16 protein-coding genes and 1 tRNA gene are annotated in these 18,654 nt (G+C 72.4%); 9 read left to right on the forward strand and 8 right to left on the reverse strand.

Going from position 1 to position 18,654, the window contains the following annotated elements; all coding sequences use genetic code 11:
* Window positions 1-23: 23 nt before the first annotated feature.
* From SKED_RS14810 to SKED_RS14820, 3 genes are all read right to left on the reverse strand, one after another.
* Window positions 24-1,007 carry a ribose-phosphate diphosphokinase gene (locus SKED_RS14810; protein WP_012867986.1) on the reverse strand — a complete coding sequence of 328 codons (984 nt, stop codon included), beginning with the start codon at window positions 1,005-1,007 and terminating at the stop codon, window positions 24-26.
* Window positions 1,007-2,665, reverse strand: coding sequence for a bifunctional UDP-N-acetylglucosamine diphosphorylase/glucosamine-1-phosphate N-acetyltransferase GlmU (gene glmU / locus SKED_RS14815; protein WP_012867987.1), 1,659 nt, complete (start codon window positions 2,663-2,665; stop codon window positions 1,007-1,009). Before glmU ends, SKED_RS14810 begins: the two co-directional genes overlap by 1 nt.
* A 66-nt stretch (window positions 2,666-2,731) precedes the next feature.
* Window positions 2,732-2,803 (reverse strand) — tRNA-Gln (locus SKED_RS14820).
* Window positions 2,804-2,968: 165 nt separating this feature from the next.
* On the opposite strand from SKED_RS14820, the gene SKED_RS14825 reads away from it, so the two are divergent.
* The 9 genes from SKED_RS14825 (at window position 2,969) to SKED_RS14865 (ending at window position 12,272) form a co-directional block, all read left to right on the forward strand.
* On the forward strand, window positions 2,969-3,619 hold the full coding sequence (locus tag SKED_RS14825; RefSeq protein ID WP_042438112.1) for a TetR/AcrR family transcriptional regulator: 651 nt from the start codon (window positions 2,969-2,971) through the stop codon (window positions 3,617-3,619).
* Between the two features lie 147 nt (window positions 3,620-3,766).
* Window positions 3,767-4,747: an ABC transporter ATP-binding protein gene (locus SKED_RS14830; RefSeq protein ID WP_012867989.1), complete on the forward strand. Its 981-nt coding sequence runs from the start codon at window positions 3,767-3,769 to the stop codon at window positions 4,745-4,747.
* Complete coding sequence (locus SKED_RS14835; protein ID WP_012867990.1) at window positions 4,744-5,967, forward strand: ABC transporter permease; 1,224 nt, start codon at window positions 4,744-4,746, stop codon at window positions 5,965-5,967. The genes SKED_RS14830 and SKED_RS14835 overlap by 4 nt, the downstream gene beginning before the upstream one ends.
* A gap of 47 nt (window positions 5,968-6,014) precedes the next feature.
* Window positions 6,015-6,527, forward strand: a complete 513-nt coding sequence (locus SKED_RS14840) for a MarR family winged helix-turn-helix transcriptional regulator (RefSeq protein WP_012867991.1) — start codon at window positions 6,015-6,017, stop codon at window positions 6,525-6,527.
* 25 nt (window positions 6,528-6,552) lie between these two features.
* Window positions 6,553-7,239 (forward strand): DedA family protein, encoded by a 687-nt coding sequence (locus SKED_RS14845; protein WP_012867992.1) that lies wholly within the window; start codon window positions 6,553-6,555, stop codon window positions 7,237-7,239.
* A 69-nt stretch (window positions 7,240-7,308) separates the two neighbouring features.
* Window positions 7,309-9,093, forward strand: coding sequence for an ABC-F family ATP-binding cassette domain-containing protein (locus SKED_RS14850; RefSeq protein WP_042438114.1), 1,785 nt, complete (start codon window positions 7,309-7,311; stop codon window positions 9,091-9,093).
* A gap of 6 nt (window positions 9,094-9,099) precedes the next feature.
* Entirely contained in the window at window positions 9,100-9,993 is an 894-nt protein-coding gene (locus SKED_RS14855; RefSeq protein WP_012867994.1) for a hypothetical protein, read from the forward strand.
* Between the two features lie 83 nt (window positions 9,994-10,076).
* Window positions 10,077-10,553, forward strand: a complete 477-nt coding sequence (locus SKED_RS14860; RefSeq protein ID WP_042439398.1) for a type II toxin-antitoxin system RatA family toxin — start codon at window positions 10,077-10,079, stop codon at window positions 10,551-10,553.
* A gap of 285 nt (window positions 10,554-10,838) precedes the next feature.
* Complete coding sequence (locus tag SKED_RS14865) at window positions 10,839-12,272, forward strand: MATE family efflux transporter (RefSeq protein ID WP_012867996.1); 1,434 nt, start codon at window positions 10,839-10,841, stop codon at window positions 12,270-12,272.
* A gap of 65 nt (window positions 12,273-12,337) precedes the next feature.
* On the opposite strand, the gene SKED_RS14870 is transcribed toward SKED_RS14865, so the two are convergent.
* The 5 genes from SKED_RS14870 to SKED_RS14895 form a co-directional block, all read right to left on the reverse strand.
* A complete protein-coding gene (locus tag SKED_RS14870; protein WP_245534572.1) occupies window positions 12,338-13,288 on the reverse strand; it encodes a 4-(cytidine 5'-diphospho)-2-C-methyl-D-erythritol kinase in 951 nt (316 codons plus the stop codon).
* The gene (gene rsmA, locus SKED_RS14875; RefSeq protein WP_081448102.1) at window positions 13,285-14,241 is read right to left on the reverse strand and encodes a 16S rRNA (adenine(1518)-N(6)/adenine(1519)-N(6))-dimethyltransferase RsmA; all 957 of its coding nucleotides are present in this window, start codon (window positions 14,239-14,241) and stop codon (window positions 13,285-13,287) included. Before rsmA ends, SKED_RS14870 begins: the two co-directional genes overlap by 4 nt.
* Before the next feature lie 81 nt (window positions 14,242-14,322).
* Entirely contained in the window at window positions 14,323-15,822 is a 1,500-nt protein-coding gene (locus SKED_RS19150) for a resuscitation-promoting factor (RefSeq protein ID WP_012867999.1), read from the reverse strand.
* A 481-nt stretch (window positions 15,823-16,303) separates the two neighbouring features.
* Window positions 16,304-17,542, reverse strand: a complete 1,239-nt coding sequence (locus tag SKED_RS14890; RefSeq protein WP_012868000.1) for a resuscitation-promoting factor — start codon at window positions 17,540-17,542, stop codon at window positions 16,304-16,306.
* 195 nt (window positions 17,543-17,737) lie between these two features.
* Entirely contained in the window at window positions 17,738-18,649 is a 912-nt protein-coding gene (locus SKED_RS14895; protein WP_012868001.1) for a TatD family hydrolase, read from the reverse strand.
* Window positions 18,650-18,654 lie beyond the last annotated feature (5 nt).

Genomic DNA, 18,654 nt, shown 5'->3' on the forward strand with positions numbered 1-18,654 from the left:
TCGGGGCGGTCGGGCGCCTCGGGTCAGGCGTTGCCCTCGAAGAGCGAGGTGACCGAGCCGTCGTCGAAGACCTCACGGATCGCGCGGGCGAGCAGCGGGGCGATCGACAGGACGGTGAGCTTGTCGAAGGTGCGGTCCGGGCTGATCGGCAGCGTGTCCGTGATGACGACCTCGCGGGCGCCGCACTCACTCAGACGCTGCGCCGCAGGGTCGGAGAGCACGCCGTGCGTGGCCGCGATGATGACGTCCTTGGCGCCGGCCGCGAGGATGACCTTCACGGCCGAGGCGATGGTGCCGCCGGTGTCGATGAGGTCGTCGACGAGCACGCAGGTGCGGCCCTCGACCTCGCCGACGACGCGGTTCGCGACGGACTGGTTGGGCTTGGTGATGTCGCGCGTCTTGTGCACGAAGGCGAGCGGCGCGTCGCCGAGCTTCGCGGCCCACTGCTCGGCGACACGGATGCGTCCGGCGTCGGGCGAGACCACGGCCACGTTCGACAGGTCGACGCGGGTGCGCACGTAGTCGGTGAGGAGCGGCATGGCCCAGAGGTGGTCGACCGGTCCGTTGAAGAAGCCCTGCAGCTGCGAGCTGTGCAGGTCGACGCTCATGATGCGGTCGGCGCCGGCGGTCTTGAACAGGTCGGCCATGAGGCGGGCCGAGATCGGCTCGCGGCCGCGGTGCTTCTTGTCCTGACGGGCGTAGCCGTAGAACGGCTGGACCACGGTGATGGTCTTGGCAGAGGCCCGCTTGAGGGCGTCGACCATGATGAGCTGCTCCATGATCCACTGGTTGATCGGCGCGGTGTGCGACTGCAGGACGAACACGTCCGCACCGCGCACGCTCTCGCCGAAGCGCACGTAGATCTCGCCGTTCGCGAAGTCGTAGGCCGTGGTCGGGACCAGGCCCGTGCCGAGCTCGCGCGCGACGTCCTGGGCGAGCTCGGGGTGAGCGCGACCGGAGACGAAGACGAGTCGCTTCTCGCCGTCAGGGGAGACGATGCCAGTCATCAGTTGCGGTGTCCTTCAGTGGTGCCGTCTGCACCAGGCTGCGGCGCGGCCTGGCTCGGGGAGGCGGTCGGGGGGCTGGGAACAGGCAGGGTCGCCTGGTGGTCTGCTTGGGCACGCTCGGCGCGGGCCTGCGCACCGAGCCCCTCGGCCGCGGAGTCCGTCGCGCGGCGCACGCGCTCGGCAGCACGGGCCGCGTCGGTGCCCGGGCGACGTCGCTCGACCCACCCCTCGATGTTGCGCTGCGGACCGGCGGACACCGCGAGCGCGCCGGACGGGACGTCGCTGCGGATGACGGAGCCGGCCGCCGTGTAGGTGCCGTCGCCGATGTGCACCGGTGCGACGAAGAGGTTGTCGGCCCCGGTGCGCGAGTACGACCCGACGGTCGAGCGGTGCTTGTTCACGCCGTCGTAGTTGACGAAGATCGTCGCCGCGCCGATGTTGGTGTGCTCGCCGATGGTGGCGTCGCCGACGTAGGACAGGTGCGGCACCTTGGAGCCGTCGCCGATCGTGGCGTTCTTGGTCTCGACGAAGCCGCCGATCTTGCCGCCGGAGCCGAGGACCGTGCCCGGCCGCAGGTAGCTGAAGGGCCCCACGGTCGCGTTGTCCCCGATGACGGAGAGCTCGGCCTGCGTGCGCGACACCGTCGCGTGCTGGCCGACCTCGGTGCTGGTGAGCGTCGTGTCGGGCCCGACGGTCGCGCCCTCGCGGACGATCGTCGCCCCGTACAGCTGGGTGCCGGGGAGGATCGTGACGTCGCGCTCGATCTCGACGTCCACGTCGACCCAGGTGGTGGCCGGGTCGACGACCGTGACGCCCGAGGCCATCCAGTCGGCGAGGATGCGGCGGTTCATCTCGGCGCCGAGGACGGCGAGCTGGACCCGGTCGTTGACGCCCTCGACCACGAAGGGGTCGTCGGTGCGCAGGGCGCGGACGGCGCCGCCCTGCGAGCGGGCGATCGCGAGCACGTCGGTGAGGTAGACCTCGCCCTGCGAGTTGTCGCGGTCGAGGTTGCCCAGCCCGTGCCGCAGGACCGCGGCGTCGAAGACGTAGATCGACGAGTTGATCTCGCGGATGTCGCGCTGCTCGGGCGTCGCGTCGCGGTGCTCGACGATCGAGAGGACCTCGCCGGTCGCGGGGTCGCGCACGATGCGGCCGTAGCCTGTGGCGTCCTCGATCTCGGTGGTGAGCACGGTGACGGCGTTGCCGTCGGCGTGGTGGGCGGCGAGGAGCTCGCCGAGGGTGCCCGCGTCGAGCATCGGGACGTCGCCGGCGATGACGACCACCGCGCCGGTGACCCCGTCGCCGACGCCGCGTCCCTCGGCGCCCTCGGGGACGCCGTCGTGAGCGGCTGCGGCGTGCGCGGCGGCGTCGAGGACACCCATGGCGCACTGCACGGCGCGGCCGGTACCGGGGACGTCGTCCTGGTCGACGACGAGCACGGCTGGGTCGAGGGCGAGGGCGTGACCGGCGACGGCCTCGCGCTCGTGCCGCACGACGACGGCCACGCGCCGGGGGTCCAGGCCTCGCGCCGCGGCGAGGGCATGACCGAGCATGCTCCGACCGGCGAGGGTGTGCAGGACCTTGGGTGTGGCTGATCTCATCCGTGTCCCCTCGCCAGCTGCGAGGACGACGACGGCCGCGGGTTGAGCGGTGGTCACGGAGGGACTCCCAGGTGCTCGGGGGTGCTCGGAGGACTGCTGACGACGCCACCGGTGTGACGTCCGCTCCGCCCCCAGGACTCGAACCTGGACTAAAGGCACCAAAAACCCTTGTGCTGCCGATTACACCAAGGCGGAAGGAGCTCGGGCGACCCTGGACCGAGGTGCGCGCACGCAGGCGCGGCCCGGGCGCTCGGACCTCATTCTGCCAGGATTTTCGTGCGCACCAAACGCTGGTGCGCGAGCTCGTCCGGCATGATGGGGAGCGTGGCCTCCGACAGCAAACGCGCACCCCGCCCTCGGATGACGGCGAAGGAGCGCAGAGAACAGCTCATCGACGTCAGCAAGGCCCTGTTCGCCCAGAAGGGCTTCGAGGGGACGAGCGTCGAGGAGATCGCCGCCCGCGCCCAGGTGTCCAAGCCCGTGGTCTACGAGCACTTCGGCGGCAAGGAGGGCATCTACGCCGTCGTGGTCGACCGCGAGATCCAGGGGCTGACCGGAGCCCTCACCGGTGCCCTGACCGCGGGCGGCCACCCCAAGGTGGTCCTCGAGCGCACGGCGCTCGCCCTGCTCACCTACATCGAGTCCTCCGAGGACGGTTTCCGCGTCCTGGTCCGGGACTCCCCCGTCGCCCAGGCGACCGGCACGTTCTCCTCGCTCATCGGTGACGTCGCGACCCAGGTGGAGCACCTGCTGGCCGAGCAGTTCCGCCGCCGCACCCTCGACCCGGGCGTCGCGCCGATCTACGCGCAGATGCTCGTCGGCATGGTCGCCCTCACCGGACAGCACTGGCTCGACGCACGGAACCCGAGCAAGCACGACGTCGCGGCGCACCTCGTGAACCTCGCGTGGAACGGCCTGTCCGGCCTCGAGCGCCACCCGTCGATGTCGGACTCCGGCGAGCCCCGCGGACCCGTCGTCCCTCTGACCGACGACGAGGCGCCCACCACCTAGGCCGATCGGCCACTTCTGGCCGACCGCGGGGGGCCTTCTGGCCATTTCGGGCGCGGAGCGCGGAATCGTGGCGCGCGTCCCCGTCGTCTCCCCTAACCTGTGAGACGTCTGTGCACCCCCGGTTCCGACACCTCTGCGAGGCCTCTCATGCCCACCCTGGAGATCGACAACCTCTCCAAGTCCTACGGGTCGCTCCGCGCGCTCGACTCGATGTCCTTCTCGGTCGCCTCCGGCGAGATCTTCGGATTCGTCGGCTCGAACGGCGCCGGCAAGTCGACGACGATGCGTATCGCGCTCGGCGTCCTGGCCGCCGACTCGGGCGAGGTGCGCTGGGACGGCGCACCCCTCGACGTCGCGGCGCGTCGCGCCGTCGGCTACATGCCCGAGGAGCGCGGCCTCTACCCCAAGATGAAGGTGGGCGAGCAGCTCGTCTACCTCGCCCGCCTGCACGGCCTGAGCCCGAAGGCCGCGACGGCTGCGATGGAGCTGTGGACCGAGCGGCTCGGCGTCGCCGCGCGCCGCGACTCCGACGTGCAGTCCCTGTCGCTCGGCAACCAGCAGCGCGTGCAGCTCGCGGCCGCCCTGGTGCACGACCCGGAGATCCTCGTCCTCGACGAGCCGTTCTCGGGCCTGGACCCGGTCGCGGTCGACGTGATGAGCGGGGTGCTGCGCGAGAAGGCGGACCAGGGCGCGCCCGTCGTCTTCTCGTCGCACCAGCTCGAGCTGGTCGAGCACCTCTGCGACCGCGTCGGCATCGTCCGGGCCGGTCGGATGGTCGCGTCCGGCACGGTCGACGAGCTCCGCTCGAACGCCGCCCCGCGCTGGCTGGTCGACGCACCAGACGCCCCTGCGGGCTGGGCGTCGGCGATCCCGGGGGTCACGCACGTGCAGACCACCGGGTCGCGGACGGTCGTCGAGGTCGGCCGGGCGCAGGGCGCCGAGCAGGCCGTCCTGCAGGCGGCGCTCGCCACCGGCACCGTGCGCGAGTTCGCACCCCAGCGCGCGAGCCTCACCGACCTGTTCCGCGACGTGGTGAGCGCCGAGCCCGCGGCCGGCGACACCCCGGACACCACCTCGACGACGAAGAAGAGCAAGCGGTCGTTCCTGAGCAAGGGATCAGCAGCATGAGCACCCGCAGCATGAGCACGCACAGCGCCCCCCTGACCTCGTGGTCAGCAGTCCGGCTCGTGGCCAGCCGCGAGATCAAGCAGCGAGCAGGCTCCAAGGCCTTCCTCTGGACGACCGTGATCCTCGTGGTCCTCATCGTCGCCGGGTCCTTCCTCGCGAAGACGCTCCTCGGGGGCGAGAACACCCTCACGGTGGGCGTCACGCAGGAGACGTCTGCGCTCGCTGAGCCCGTCGTGGCGACCGCCGAGGGGATCGGCGCGACCGTCGAGATCTCGACGGTCACCGAGGACGAGGGCCGCACCCTGGTGCTCGACGGCGACCTCGACGCCGTGGTCCTCTCGGCCGAGGGCGGCACCGTCACCGTCATCACCAAGTCGACGCTCGACACCGAGCTCAGCTCGGTCCTCACGGTGATCGCGCAGCAGACGGTCCTCGCGGACCAGATCGCCGAGCTCGGCGGCGACCCCTCCGAGGTCAGCCGCGCGGTGGCCGAGGCCACCGTCGACGTCGAGGCCATCGAGCCGCCGCGCGCCATCGACCCCTCGCAGATCATCTCCGCCTACCTCGTGGGCATCCTCATGTTCATCAGCCTCCAGCTGTGCGGGGCGATGATCGCCCAGGGGGTCGTCGAGGAGAAGTCGAGCCGCGTGGTCGAGCTGCTGCTCGCCACGGTGCGGCCGTGGCAGCTCATGGCCGGCAAGGTGCTCGGCATCGGCGTCATCGGGCTCTCGCAGGTGGTCGTGCTGGTCGCCGCGGCCGGAGGCAGCGCGGCGGCCTTCGGGCTGCTCGACGGGATGGACCTGGACCTCGGGGCGACGGTGCTCTCCACCATCGTGTGGTTCCTCATCGGGTTCACCATGTACGCGCTGGTCTTCGCCGCTGCCGCTGCGCTCGTCTCCCGCCAGGAGGACGTGGGCACGGTGACGAGCCCGATCATCATGATCATGATGGTGCCGTACCTCGTGAGCGTGGCCGTGGCCCCGTTCGCGCCCGACAGCCCGCTCGTCGTGTGGCTCTCGTACCTGCCGTTCACGTCGCCGCTCATCATGCCGACACGCGTCGCCGTGGGCGGGGTCGAGATGTGGCAGGTGGCCGTGGTCATGGCCGTGAACATCGCGCTCATCCCGCTGCTGGTGTGGCTGGCCGGACGCATCTACTCCAACGCCGTGCTGCGCTCGGGAGCCCGCGTCAAGATCAAGGACGCCCTGCGGGCAGCGTGACGCAGGAGACACCCGTCAAGACTCTTGATGTCAAGTAATGTCAGGGCATGAGCTCCGCTGAGGTCCGCGAGGACGAGGTCGACCGCATCATCGCGGCCTGGGGCCGCGCGCGGCCCGACCTCGACGTGTCCCCGCTCGCCGTCCTGTCCCGCGTCTCGCGGCTGGACCGGCACCTGGACCTCGCCCGGCGCGGCGCCTTCGCCCGACACCAGCTCGAGCCGTGGGAGTTCGACGTCCTCGCCGCGCTGCGGCGGGCCGGCGAGCCCCACGTGCTCTCCCCCGGTGCGCTCGTCACCCAGACGATGGTGACGAGCGGCACCATGACCAACCGCATCGACCGGCTCGCCTCGCGCGGGCTGGTCGAGCGGGCTCCCTCGCCGGACGACCGGCGGGGAGTCCTCGTCCGGCTCACCGACGACGGGCTCGCCCGTGTCGACGCGGCGTTCAGCGACCTGCTGGCCGTCGAGCACGAGGTCCTCACGGTCCTCGACCCGGCGGACGAGCCCGCCATCACCGACCTGCTGCGACGGCTGGTCGCACAGTTCGACACCCTCGGCTGAACCACCGCGAGAGACCAGGAACACCATGCACGCCGCCCTCATCCCCTGGCTCGACCCCGCGACCATCATCCCGAGCATGGGGCCCTGGGCCCTGGTCGGGGTCTGCCTCATCATCTTCGCCGAGACCGGTCTGCTGGTCGGCTTCCTGCTCCCCGGCGACACCCTGCTGTTCTTCGCCGGCCTCCTCACCCACACCGGTGTCATCGGGATCAACATCTGGTGGGTCGCCCTCGCGATCGGCTTCTCCGCGTTCCTCGGCGGCGAGGTCGGGTACCTCATCGGGCACCGTCTCGGCCCGCGGGTGTTCGAGCGCAAGGAGTCGGGGCTGTTCAGCACCGCGAACGTCGCACGCACCAACGCGTTCTTCGAGCGCTTCGGCCCGATGGCCGTCGTGCTCGCACGGTTCATCCCGGTGGTCCGCACCTTCGCCCCGGTCGCCGCGGGCGTCGCCCACATGAGCTACCGCCGCTACTCCCTCTACAACTTCGTCGGGGCGATCGTCTGGGGCGTCGGTCTCACCATGCTCGGCTTCCTGCTCGGCGGGATCCCGTGGGTGGCAGAGTTCGCCGAGAAGTACATCGACCTGGTCCTGATCGCGGCCGTCACGCTCACCCTCGTGCCCACCGCGTTCCACTACGTGCGGTCCACCCGACGCGCCCGCCGGGCTGCGGCGGCAGGTCCTGCTGTCGACCCGGAGATCACAGCCGTCTGAGCCCGCGCACCCCGGGAGGGGTGCCGCTGGCGGACCGGGCCGCGCACCCGTCCCGCGTACCCTTGCCGGGTGGCTCATCTACTCGGGGGCGAAGCCCTCCACCTGTCTTTCCCGACCAAGACCGTCTTCGGCTCCGTGACCGTCGGGGTGAACGAGGGCGACCGCGTGGGGATCGTGGGTCGTAACGGCGACGGCAAGTCCTCGCTGCTCGCGATGCTCTCCGGCCGCCTCGAGCCCTCCGGCGGACGCGTCACCGTGCGCAACGGCACCCGCGTCGGTGTCCTCGACCAGGGCGACACCCTCGACCCGACCCGGACCGTCTCCGAGTCGATCGTCGGCTCGACCCCCGAGCACGAGTGGGCTGGCGACCCGAAGGTCCGCGACGTCATCGCCGGGCTCGTCACCGACCTGCCGTGGGACGGCCTCGTCGGCGAGCTCAGCGGAGGCCAGCGCCGCCGCGTCGCGCTCGCCGCGCTGCTGGTGGGCGACGACGACCTGCTGTTCCTGGACGAGCCCACCAACCACCTCGACGTCGAGGCCATCACCTGGCTCGCGGGGCACCTGCGCACCCGGTGGTCCGCCAACGCCGGAGGCCTCCTGGTCGTGACCCACGACCGCTGGTTCCTCGACGAGGTCTGCACCGCGACCTGGGAGGTGCACGACGGCATCGTCGAGCCCTTCGAGGGCGGGTACGCGGCGTACATCCTGCAGCGCGTCGAGCGCGACCGGATGTCGGCCGCGACCGAGGCCAAGCGTCAGAACCTCATGCGCAAGGAGCTCGCGTGGCTGCGCCGCGGCGCCCCGGCCCGCACCTCCAAGCCCAAGTTCCGCATCGACGCCGCGAACGAGCTCATCGCGAACGAGCCTCCCGTGCGCAACTCGGTCGAGCTCGCGCAGATGGCCACCTCGCGCCTCGGCAAGGACGTCGTCGACCTGGTCGACGTCTCCGTGAGCTTCGGCGAGAAGCAGGTGCTCAAGGACATCACGTGGCTCATCGGGCCCGGCGAGCGCACCGGGATCCTCGGCATGAACGGCGCCGGCAAGTCCACGCTGCTCTCGCTGGTGACCGGAGACCTCCAGCCGACGACCGGTCGCGTCAAGCGCGGCAAGACCGTCAAGGTCGCCACCCTCACCCAGCAGCTCGCCGAGCTCGAGGACATCGCGAAGGACCGCGTGAGCGACGTCATCGCCCGGTACCGGACGTCGTACGTCGCGGGCGGCAAGGAGATGACCCCGGGGCAGCTCCTCGAGCGCCTCGGGTTCACCGCCGTGCAGCTCGCCACCCCGGTCAAGGACCTCTCGGGTGGTCAGCGCCGCCGGCTCCAGCTGCTGCTCATCCTGCTCGACGAGCCCAACGTGCTCATCCTCGACGAGCCCTCGAACGACCTCGACACCGACATGCTCGCCGCCATGGAGGACCTGCTGGACTCGTGGCCCGGGACGCTGCTGGTCGTCTCGCACGACCGGTACCTGCTCGAGCGGGTCACCGACCAGCAGTACGCGATCCTCGACGGCGCGTTCCAGCACGTGCCCGGGGGCGTCGACCAGTACCTCACGATCATGGCCGACCGCGCCCCGACCGGTCGGCGCCCCACGCCCACGAGCTCGCAGGGCGGCGGCTCGTCCGCACCGTCGAGCGCCGAGGCGCGCGCCGCCAAGAAGGAGCTGGGTGCGGTCGAGCGCAAGCTCACCAAGCTCACCGACCAGATCGCCGGGGTGCACGCCTCGATGGCCACCCACGACTCGAGCGACTTCACCGGGCTCCGTGAGCTCGACGAGAGGCTGCGCGCGCTCGGCGCCGAGGTCACCGAGCTCGAGGAGCGCTGGATGGCGCTCGCGGAGCAGGCCGGCTGAGCCGCGATGGACGAGCACGCTGACGGCACGGGCTCCCACCGCGTCCCGGTGGGACCATGGGGCGACGGTGCGCCCTTCGCGGACGCAGAGCTGCCCCCGCGCCGCTGGCCCGCGGTCGCGACCGCGGGATCGGTCGTGCTGGCCCTCGCCACCGTCGTGGTCGCGGCGACCCAGCTCTCGCGCCTGACCGACGGGGACCTCGGGCCGCTGCAGGCGTGGGCGACCTACGGCCTGGTCCCCGGCGCGGTGCTGCTCGTGCTCGTCCCCACGGTGGTCGCCGCCGGCTACGACCGGCGCCGGGTGCGCCGTGAGCTCGCGGTCCGGGCAGCCGTCGCCGCGGCACCGCCTCCGCAGCGCACCGAGGTGCGCCGCGACCCGCACGTCGACCACGACTCCGCCGTCGCGCACGCGGCCCGCACGGCCGTCCACGCGCCGATGGACCCCGTGCTCCTGCGGCAGGTGGCCCTCGGGGTCGCACGTCACCTGCGACGGCACAGCGCAGACCACTACCCGGAGCGGCCGGTCGGGTACCAGTTCGTCCTCGAGAACGGCTCCTCGGCCGTGGTGACGGACCTGGCGGTCGGCCGACGGCGCGCGCTGGAGTTCTCCTCGGACCGCGTCGTCCCGGGCTTCCATCAGCCGACCGGCGCGATCGTGCGTCCCGCGCACGTCCCGGACCACGAGGCGTGGTTCACCTGGCCGATGACACCCCGGGAGCAGCGACGGACGCTCCGCGCGCTCGAGACCGCCGTGAGCACGGTTTACGTCAACCGGTCCACGACGGTCCCTGAGGGCGTGATCCTGCTCGACCCGCTCGCTCCCCCGGCCCCGGTCGACCGCGCCGTCGTCGAGGAGGCGTGGCGGGTCGCCGCCGCCCGCGCCACGGACCGCAGGGGCTGAACCCCGGTCCCCGCCCCTCCCCTGGGGAGACCTCCCCGTCCCGAGCGCACGCCGTCTGCCCCGTGGCGTGCCACGCTGGGCAGGTGCCCGTCGTCGAGTCCGTGACCATCGTCCCCGTCCCGCCTGCCACCGCCTTCGCGGTGTCACAGACGACAGGAGAGACGCGGCTCCGCTGGGACCCGTTCATCCGGCGTCAGCGACTCCTCGACGGCGCGGAGGGCCCCGCCAAGGGCGTCCGGACGCTCACGGTGCACCGCCTCGGCCTGCGCATGGTGAGCGAGTACGTCTCGTACGCACCCCCGACCAACGTCGGCATGAAGATGACCCAGGGCTCGTGGTTCTTCGAGCGGCTCGCGGGCGGGTGGCGGTTCTCCCCCGTCGACGGCGACCCGGGCAGCACCCGCGCCGTGTGGCGCTACAGCTTCGCCTGCCGGCCGCGGTGGCTCGCGCCGGTCGCGGAGCGGGTCGGCCGCGTGCTGCTCCAGCACGACATCGACCGCCGGATCGCCGGCTTCGCGCGGGGGTGCGCCGACCCGGTGGTCCTCGCGGCGGTCGCCTGACGCTCGCCGCCCGGGTCCGGCTCCCGGCCAGGTCGACGACCGCTACGGCGACGCACGCACGGGGGTGGTCGGGTGCCGTTCACCGAGCCGTCATCGAATCGATCCGACTTCACCCTCGAATCGATTCGACATACGCGCCCGGACGCCCCTAGGCTCGACAGCACGAGGCACCACCGCTGCGCCCGTCCCGACCGCCCCTGACGCCCCGGCCCCGCTCCGTCCCCTCGGACCGGCACCCGGCCCCGCCAGGAACCTCGCCCACTCATCCCCCTGCGAAGCCGTCACATGTCGAAGAACCTCACCTCGGGCCGTCCCGCCACGATCATCCTGCTCTTCACCCTGCCGCTGCTGGTCGGCAACGTGTTCCAGCAGATGTACCACTTCGCCGATGCCTTCGTCGTCGGCCGCATCATCGGCGTCGACGCGCTCGCCGCGGTCGGGTCGACCGGCGGCATCGCGTTCCTGCTGCTCGGCTTCGCGATGGGCCTCACCGCCGGCTTCGCGATCCCGACCGCCCAGGCCTTCGGGGCCGCCGACCTCCCGGGCGTCCGACGCTCGGTCGCAGCGGGCGCGATCCTCACCGGGGCCTTCGCGGTCGGGCTGACCGCCGTCGCGGTCCCGCTCTCGCGCCCTCTCCTGGTGCTCATGCGCACCCCTCCCGAGATCCTCGACGACGCGCACCTGTTCATCGTCGTGTCGTTCTGGGGCATCGGCGCGATCATGTTCTTCAACTTCCTGTCGAACACGATCCGCGCGCTGGGCGACAGCCGCACACCGCTGGTGTTCCTCGTGCTCTCGTGCCTGCTCAACGTGGTGCTCGTGGTCGCCTTCATCGCCGGCCTGGGCATGGGGGTCGACGGCGCGGCCCTCGCGACCATCACCTCGCAGCTCGTCTCCGTGCTCCTCTGCCTGTACCTGGTGCACCGCAAGATGCCCGTCCTGCACCTGAGCCGGGAGGACTGGCGCGTCACCCGCGCCGAGGTCACCACACAGCTGCGCATCGGCCTGCCGATGGCCTTCCAGGCGTCGATCATCGCCATCGGCACCATCGTGCTCCAGTACGCGCTCAACGGCCTCGGCGCCGAGGCCGTGGGTGCGTACACCGCCGCGCAGAAGGTCGACGGGCTGGCCATGGCCCCGCTCGCGTCCTTCGGGCTCGCGATCGCCACCTTCACCGCCCAGAACTACGGCGCCCGCTCCTACGGACGCATCCGGACCGGGGTCCTGCACACCTGCCTCATGTCGATCGGCTTCGCCCTCGCGATCGGGCTGGGCAACGTCCTGCTCGGCCGGCACCTCATCCGGCTGTTCGTCGGCCCCGGCGAGGAGCACGTCGTCGAGCTCGGCCAGACCTTCCTCGTGGTCAACGGCTCGCTCTACGTGGCCCTCGGGCTGCTCTTCGTGCTGCGCAACGCCCTCCAGGGCATGGGCCGCACGCTCGTCCCGACGATCGCAGGCGTCGCCGAGCTCGTGACACGAGTCGGCGCAGCCCTCCTCCTCGCCACCCACCTCGGTTTCGTCGGGGTGTGCCTCGCAGCGCCCTTGGCGTGGATCGCGGGCCTCGTGCCCGTGTGGATCTCGTACCACCGGTCGCGCCGCTGGCTCAGCACCGAGGAGGCGCTGCTCGCGCAGGACCGGCCCACGACCCCGCCCGCTCCGCCGGTCGAGACGGCGGAGTCGCTCGACGAGGCGGCGGGCACCCGCATCGCGGTCCCCTGACCCGACCCGGCACGGTCAGCACGGTGGCCTCGACGGGGTCCTCAGCCTCGCCGCCGGCCGCGAGCTCAGCCCTGGTGCTCCTGCACCACGCGGGCACCGGCGACCGGCCCGGAGGCGCACACGGCCGAGGCGCACACCCCGGCGACGGTCAGGGCTGCGGCGATCGAGGAGGCGTGCGCGGCCGACCGCGCGAGCACGGCGACCGTCGGCCCTGAGCCGGACACGACGACGCCGAGCGCACCGGCGGCACGGGCGGCGTCGACGGTGCCCGCGAGGTCGGGGGCCAGCTCGAGGGCTGCGGGCTGCAGGTCGTTCGACAGGGCCTCGCCGAGCCGGACCGCGTCGCCGGCACGCAGGGCTGCCATGAGCGCGGTGTCGGCCTCGGCCGGCAGGTCGGCCAGGCCGCTGCCCCGCTCGTCGAACCTGCGGAACACCTCGGGCGTCGACAGGCCCTGCGCGCGCAGGGCGAAGACCCAGTGGAACTCTCCCTGCGCCATCGCGGCCGTGAGGACGTCGCCACGCCCGACACCGACGGCGGTGTGCCCCTGCAGGCAGAACGGGACGTCCGCGCCGAGACCGGCGGCGACGTCGAGCAGCTCGGGTCGGGTCAGTGCGGTCCCCCAGAGCGCGTCGAGGGCCACGAGGGTGGCTGCGGCATCAGCGGATCCGCCCGCCATGCCGCCGGCGACCGGGATGCCCTTGGTGATCGACAGCCGGGCGCCGAGCCTCACGCCGGTGCGCTCGGCCAGGGCGTGCGCGGCGCGCAGGGCGAGATTGGTGCCGTCGAGCGGGACGTGCTCCGCCCCGGGACCGGACACCTCCAGGGAGAAGGTGGGCGCAGCCGTCGCGGTGACCTCCTCGACCAGGGAGACCGCCTGGAACACGGTGACGAGGGGGTGGTAGCCGTCGGCCTCGCGCGCCCCGACGTGCAGCGACAGGTTGACCTTCCCGGGCGCCCGGGCGGTCACGGACCGCTGGTGCACACGCACGCTGCTCAGTCGGGTCGTCCGGGTCACGGTCCTACTGTGCCAGGTCGGTCTCCGGTCGGCGCAGCGGGGGCTCCCTGCGGTTGACCAGCAGCCTGGTCGGAGAGCTCCTCGCGGGCTGCGACCTGGTCGTCGAGCGCCTCGGCGATGCGGGCGAAGTCGTCGACCGTCAGCTGCTCGCCGCGGGTCGTCGGGTCGACACCGGCCGCCTCGAGGGCCTGCTGGGCTGCCGCAGCAGACCCGGCGAGCTCGGCGAGCGCGCCGCGGAGCATCTTGCGCCGCTGCGCGAACGCGGCGTCGACGACCTCGAAGACGCGCTCCCGCGTCGCCCGCGTGACGGGGTGGTCGCGACGCTCGAGCAGCACGAGGGCGGAGTCGACGTTGGGGACCGGCCAGAACACGTTGCGCCCGATGGTCGAGGTGCGGCGCGCGGAGGCGTACCAGGCGGCCTTGACGGAGGGGATTCCGTAGGTCCGGTTCCCGGGGGGCGCGGCCAGCCTGTCGGCCACCTCGGCCTGGACCATGACGAGGACCCGGTCGAGGGAGTCGAAGCGCTCGAGGAACGTCAGCAGGACGGGCACCGCGACGTTGTACGGGAGGTTGGCGACCAGCGCGGTCGGGGCCGGTCCCGGGAGCTCGGTCACCGTGAGGGCGTCCTGGAGGACGACCGTGAGCCGGTCCGACCACTCAGGTGCGCGGTCTGCCACCGTCAGCGGCAGCTGCGCGGCGAGGACGGGGTCGATCTCGACCGCGACGACGGTGACGCCCGCCTCGAGGAGGCCGAAGGTCAGCGACCCGAGGCCCGGCCCGACCTCGACGACGTGCTGGCCGGCCTCGATCCCGGCCGACCGGACGATCTTGCGGACCGTCCCGGCGTCGTGCACGAAGTTCTGCCCGAGGGTCTTCGTGGGCCGGACGCCGAGACGCCCTGCCAGGTCGCGGATCTGAACCGGACCGAGCAGGGCGTTCGACGTGTCGTTCATGAGCACGAGCCTAGATGATGCGGCAGGCCACCTGGGACCTGTCGCTCAGCGCAGCACCGTGGTCAGGCGCAGAGCAGCGGGTCAGCGCAGACCGAGCTTCGACGAGCAGTGCGGCCACTGGCCCCAGCCCGACCGGGCCTGGAGGGCCTGGGCCAGACGCGTCTGCTCCTCGGCGCTCGCCTGCGACGGGAGACCGACGCCGCCGAGCGACTGCCAGGTGCCCACCGAGAACTGGTAGAGACCGTGGTACAGACCGTTGCTCGACACCACGGACGGGTTGCCGGAGGACTCGCACTGGGCCAGGGCGGCCCAGACGTCTCCGCCGACGGCCGGGGCCGGTGCGGCCTCCGGGGCAGGCTCGCCCGAGCCGCCGTCCACGGGTGCCGAGGGAGCAGCCGGCGCGGACCGGACGACCGGCGGTGCGACGACCTTCGGACGCTCCTTGGTGCCCTGGACGAGCACCTCGGTGACCGGGGCGGTCGTGAGCTCGTCACGGGTCAGCTCGCGCGACTCCTCGACACCGTCGACGGTCGTGACGGCCGAGACCGCGGTCCACTCTCCGTCGACGCCCTCGACCTTGGTCACGACGGGGAGGTCCTCGAAGCGCTCCGGGTCCTCCTCCGTGACGGTCTCGAAGGGGATCGGCGCGGTGAGGGTCTCGTCGGCGACGGCGACGCGTCGGACGACGATCGTCACCTGGGTGTCGTCGGCGCGCGGGTCCGTGATGACGTCGGGCGCCTGCGTGGCGGGCGCCTCGGGCTCCTCGGTCGCGTCCGCCGTGGCGTCGGCCTCGGAGGCCGTCGTCTCGACGGTGGCGTCCGCAGCAGGTGCTGCGCCACGGGCGGCGGCCTGCTCCTGCGCGGCGAGCGCCTCGGGCGTCGGCAGCTGCTCGACAGTCAGGCGGTCGAGGTCGCCGAGCTCGATGTCGTGGTCGGCGAGGATCGTGTCGACCCCGGCGGTGCCGTCGGCGACCTCGACGGTCTTGCCGTCGACCTGGAGCTGGACGGGACCCTCGAGCGAGAGGCGCAGGCCGAGGTCGGTACGACCGTCGCCCTGGGAGCGCGAGGCGACGAGGCTGACGTCGCTGCCGCGGTCGGCGTACGCCGAGAGCAGCTCGTCGGCGTCGACAGCCGTGGTCTTGATGGTCGTGGGCTCGCCGTCGGTCTGCAGCGTGATCTCGCGGGAGTACCGCACGACCACGTCGGCGCCGTCGGTGAGGCTGGAGGCTGCTGCCGGGGCGACGACGTCGTCCGGGCCGACGGTGACGTCGTTCTCGGCGAGGACGCCCTCGACGGAGCCGGAGAAGGTCGTGACCTCCTGGACCTGGCCGTCGATGTCGAGCAGCACGGTCTTGTGGGCGTTGGCGTACACGGCGGTGCCGGTCGCGAGGACGGCGACGGTGAGACCGCCGACGACGAGGAGAGGGGTGCGGCGCGAGCGGCGCGCGCTGGAGGGCGCGGTGCCCTCGCTGAGCGGGGTGGCCTCGGTGAGGCCGTCGCCGGCGAGATCGGTGGACTCGCCGGGCTTCGCGGGTCCGCGCTGGGAGGCGCGGCCGGAGAAGGCGCTGAAGAGATTTTTCACTGGTGTCCAGACGTGGAGCGGTCCGGGCACAGGAGACGGCTGCGGGGTTTCACCGCCGCCCGTGAGGGCTGTCCGTCGATCCTGATCCGGCGATCGATCCTGCCCGGTCCCCGGCGCCCCCTGGCGCGGTCCGGACAGCTGTCGCCGGCGGTGTCGTGCGTCCGGCGTCCGTCCTCGGTCCGCCGTGAGGCCTTCCGGGTGTCGGTCCGCACGGGCTCTGGCACCGTGGCGACGTTCGACCGTAACCGATCCGTGATCATCCGCCAAGAGGTCGCGGTCGGCACGGGCGTCCCGCAGAGCGGACATCCAAGGACATGCCGGGCGTCGAGCGGGTGAAGTGCCTCACGTTCGACAGCGGGTCGGCGTGTCGCTCGCACCCCTGCCGTTCGCTGCACCCAGGCCGATGACCAGCCGCGACGGCGTGCCCTGGGAGACCCCGACCGATCGCGAGGCCTGTCAGCCGAGAGCAGACGGCCGCCGGTCAGTAGAAGTTCTTCTCCTTGGAGTGCGCCCAGGCGGCGCAAGGCGTGCCGTAGCGGCCACTGATGTAGCCCAGGCCCCACGTGATCTGAGTCTCGGCGTTGGTCTGCCAGTCGGCGCCGGCGCTGGCCATCTTGGAGCCCGGGAGCGCCTGCGGGATGCCGTACGCGCTGCTCGAGGGGTTGGCAGCCGTGACCCGCCAGTTGCTCTCCTTCTGCCAGAGCGAGTCGAGGCACGCGAACTGGTCGGCGCCCCAGCCGCGGTCGGCGACCATCACCTGGGCGATCGCCTTCGCCGAGCCCGGGTCGACGACGACGAGCGCGGGGTCGGGGAGCTCGAGCGTGCCGACCGAGACGATCTCGTCCTGCGGCTCGACGGTGACGCGGCGGGCGAGGACCTCGCGGCCCACCTCGACCCCGTCGACGAGGGTCACGTCGTAGGTGGTGACGGCCTGGCCGAGCACGCCCTTCTGGGTGACGACGGTCCTTCCGGCGATGACCGTCGGGTCCTCGACCTCCTGCGTCGCGTAGGGCAGGACCTCTTGCGCCGACGACATGTCCGAGGCGCCCCGCCCGATGGTCAGCACCATGCCGTCGACCGTCTCGGCGTCGAGAGCGGCGGAGGTGGCCCCGGCGGTGGACTCTGCGGCGGCCACTGTCGTCGGCGACGGGTCGACCGAGACGGTGTCCTCGCCGTCGAGCACGACACCCGCGGTGAGGAGCACGTCGCGGACGGTGCCCTCGGTGGTGGAGATGTCCAGCTGCTGGCCGTCCACGGCCAGGGTGACGGACTTGGGCGTGGTGATGACCAGCGGCTCGCGCCCGACCTCGGCGCTGCGCGAGGCGGACACGTCGGCGCCGTCGGCGCGCGTGCCGAGCTCGTCGAGGACCTCGCCGACGGTGCGCGCGGAGGACTGGATGGTCTGGCTCGTGCCGTCGATCTCCACCTCCACGTCACGGACCGTGCGGACGACGACCAGGTCGCCGTCGTCCACCGGGCTGTCGAGCGACGGGAAGACCTGGTCCTGCGCACCGACGTCGAGCGAGCTGCTCGCGAGGACGTCGTCCACCGTCCGCGAGAAGCCGGAGACCTCGTGGGCCACGCCGTCGACCTCGACCGTCACCGTCCTGTGGAGCGTGGTGAAGGCCGTGGTCCCGGCGAGCACGGTCGCGAGCACCAGGCCCTGCGCGACGAAGCGGGCAGGGCGGCGGCTGCGGCGGACCGAGGAGGTCGAGGTCACAGGTTCGAGGTCACGGGGTCGATGCTCACAGGGTCCAGGGTCCTTCGGGGATCGTGTGCGCCGGGCACTCCTCGCGAGGGGTGCGACGCGGGACGGGTCTGGTCTCACCGTAGTCCACCGTGCGCCGCGGGAGAAGGGACGGAGCGGGCGAAGCACCCGCCCCGCCGGGCCGGGCCAGCAGGCGGTCGCGCGCGGTCACCAGGTGCCGTAGACGTCCTCCGAGGTCGCGGCCACGCCGCGGCAGGCCTCGTCGAGCGAGACGCCCTTGACCTCGGCGACCGTCGCCATCGTCACAGGGACGAGGTACGGCGCGTTCGGGCGACCGCGGAACGGGTGCGGGGTGAGGTAGGGGGCGTCGGTCTCGACCAGCACCTGGGACAGCGGGACCTCGCGGAGGGCGTCGCGCAGCCCCTCGTTCGGCTTGAAGGTGACGGGCCCCGCGAAGGACAGGTACCAGCCCTGGGCCACGCACTCGCGGGCCATCTCCGCGTCGCCCGAGTAGCAGTGGAACACGGTGCGCTCGGGGGCACCGTCGGTCCGCAGCACCTCGAGCACCTCCGCGTGCGCGTCGCGGTCGTGGATCTGCAGCGCGAGGCCGAGCTCCTTGGCGAGCGCCACGTGCGCCCGGAACGACTCGCGCTGCGCGGCTCGTCCGGCCTCACCGGTGCGGAAGAGGTCGAGACCGGTCTCGCCGACGGCCCGGATGCGGTCGTTGCCGCGGGCGAGGTCCGCCACGAGCGCGATCGCGTCGTCCAGGGAGACGGCGTGGTGGTCGCGCACGGTCGCCTCGAGCCCGTCCGGGCCACGCTCGCGCACCCCCGCGTGCAGCGGGGCCTCGTTCGGGTGGATCGCGACGGCGCCGAGCAGCTCGGGGTGCTCACGGACCACCTGGTCCGTGAAGCGGATCGCCGGGACGTCGCACCCCACCTGGACCATGCGGGTCACGCCGACGGCGACCGCGTCGGCGATCAGCCGCTCGACGCTGGGCACCTCGTCGTCGGGGCCGAGCACGTGCCCGATCGAGTCGAGGTGCGTGTGGTTGTCGACCACGGGTGACGGCAGCGCCTCGGGCGCCGCCGGCCACCCGCGCTCACGGCTGCGACCCACAGGCG

Source organism: Sanguibacter keddieii DSM 10542 (genome assembly GCF_000024925.1).
GTDB classification, from domain to species: Bacteria; Actinomycetota; Actinomycetes; order Actinomycetales; family Cellulomonadaceae; genus Sanguibacter; species Sanguibacter keddieii.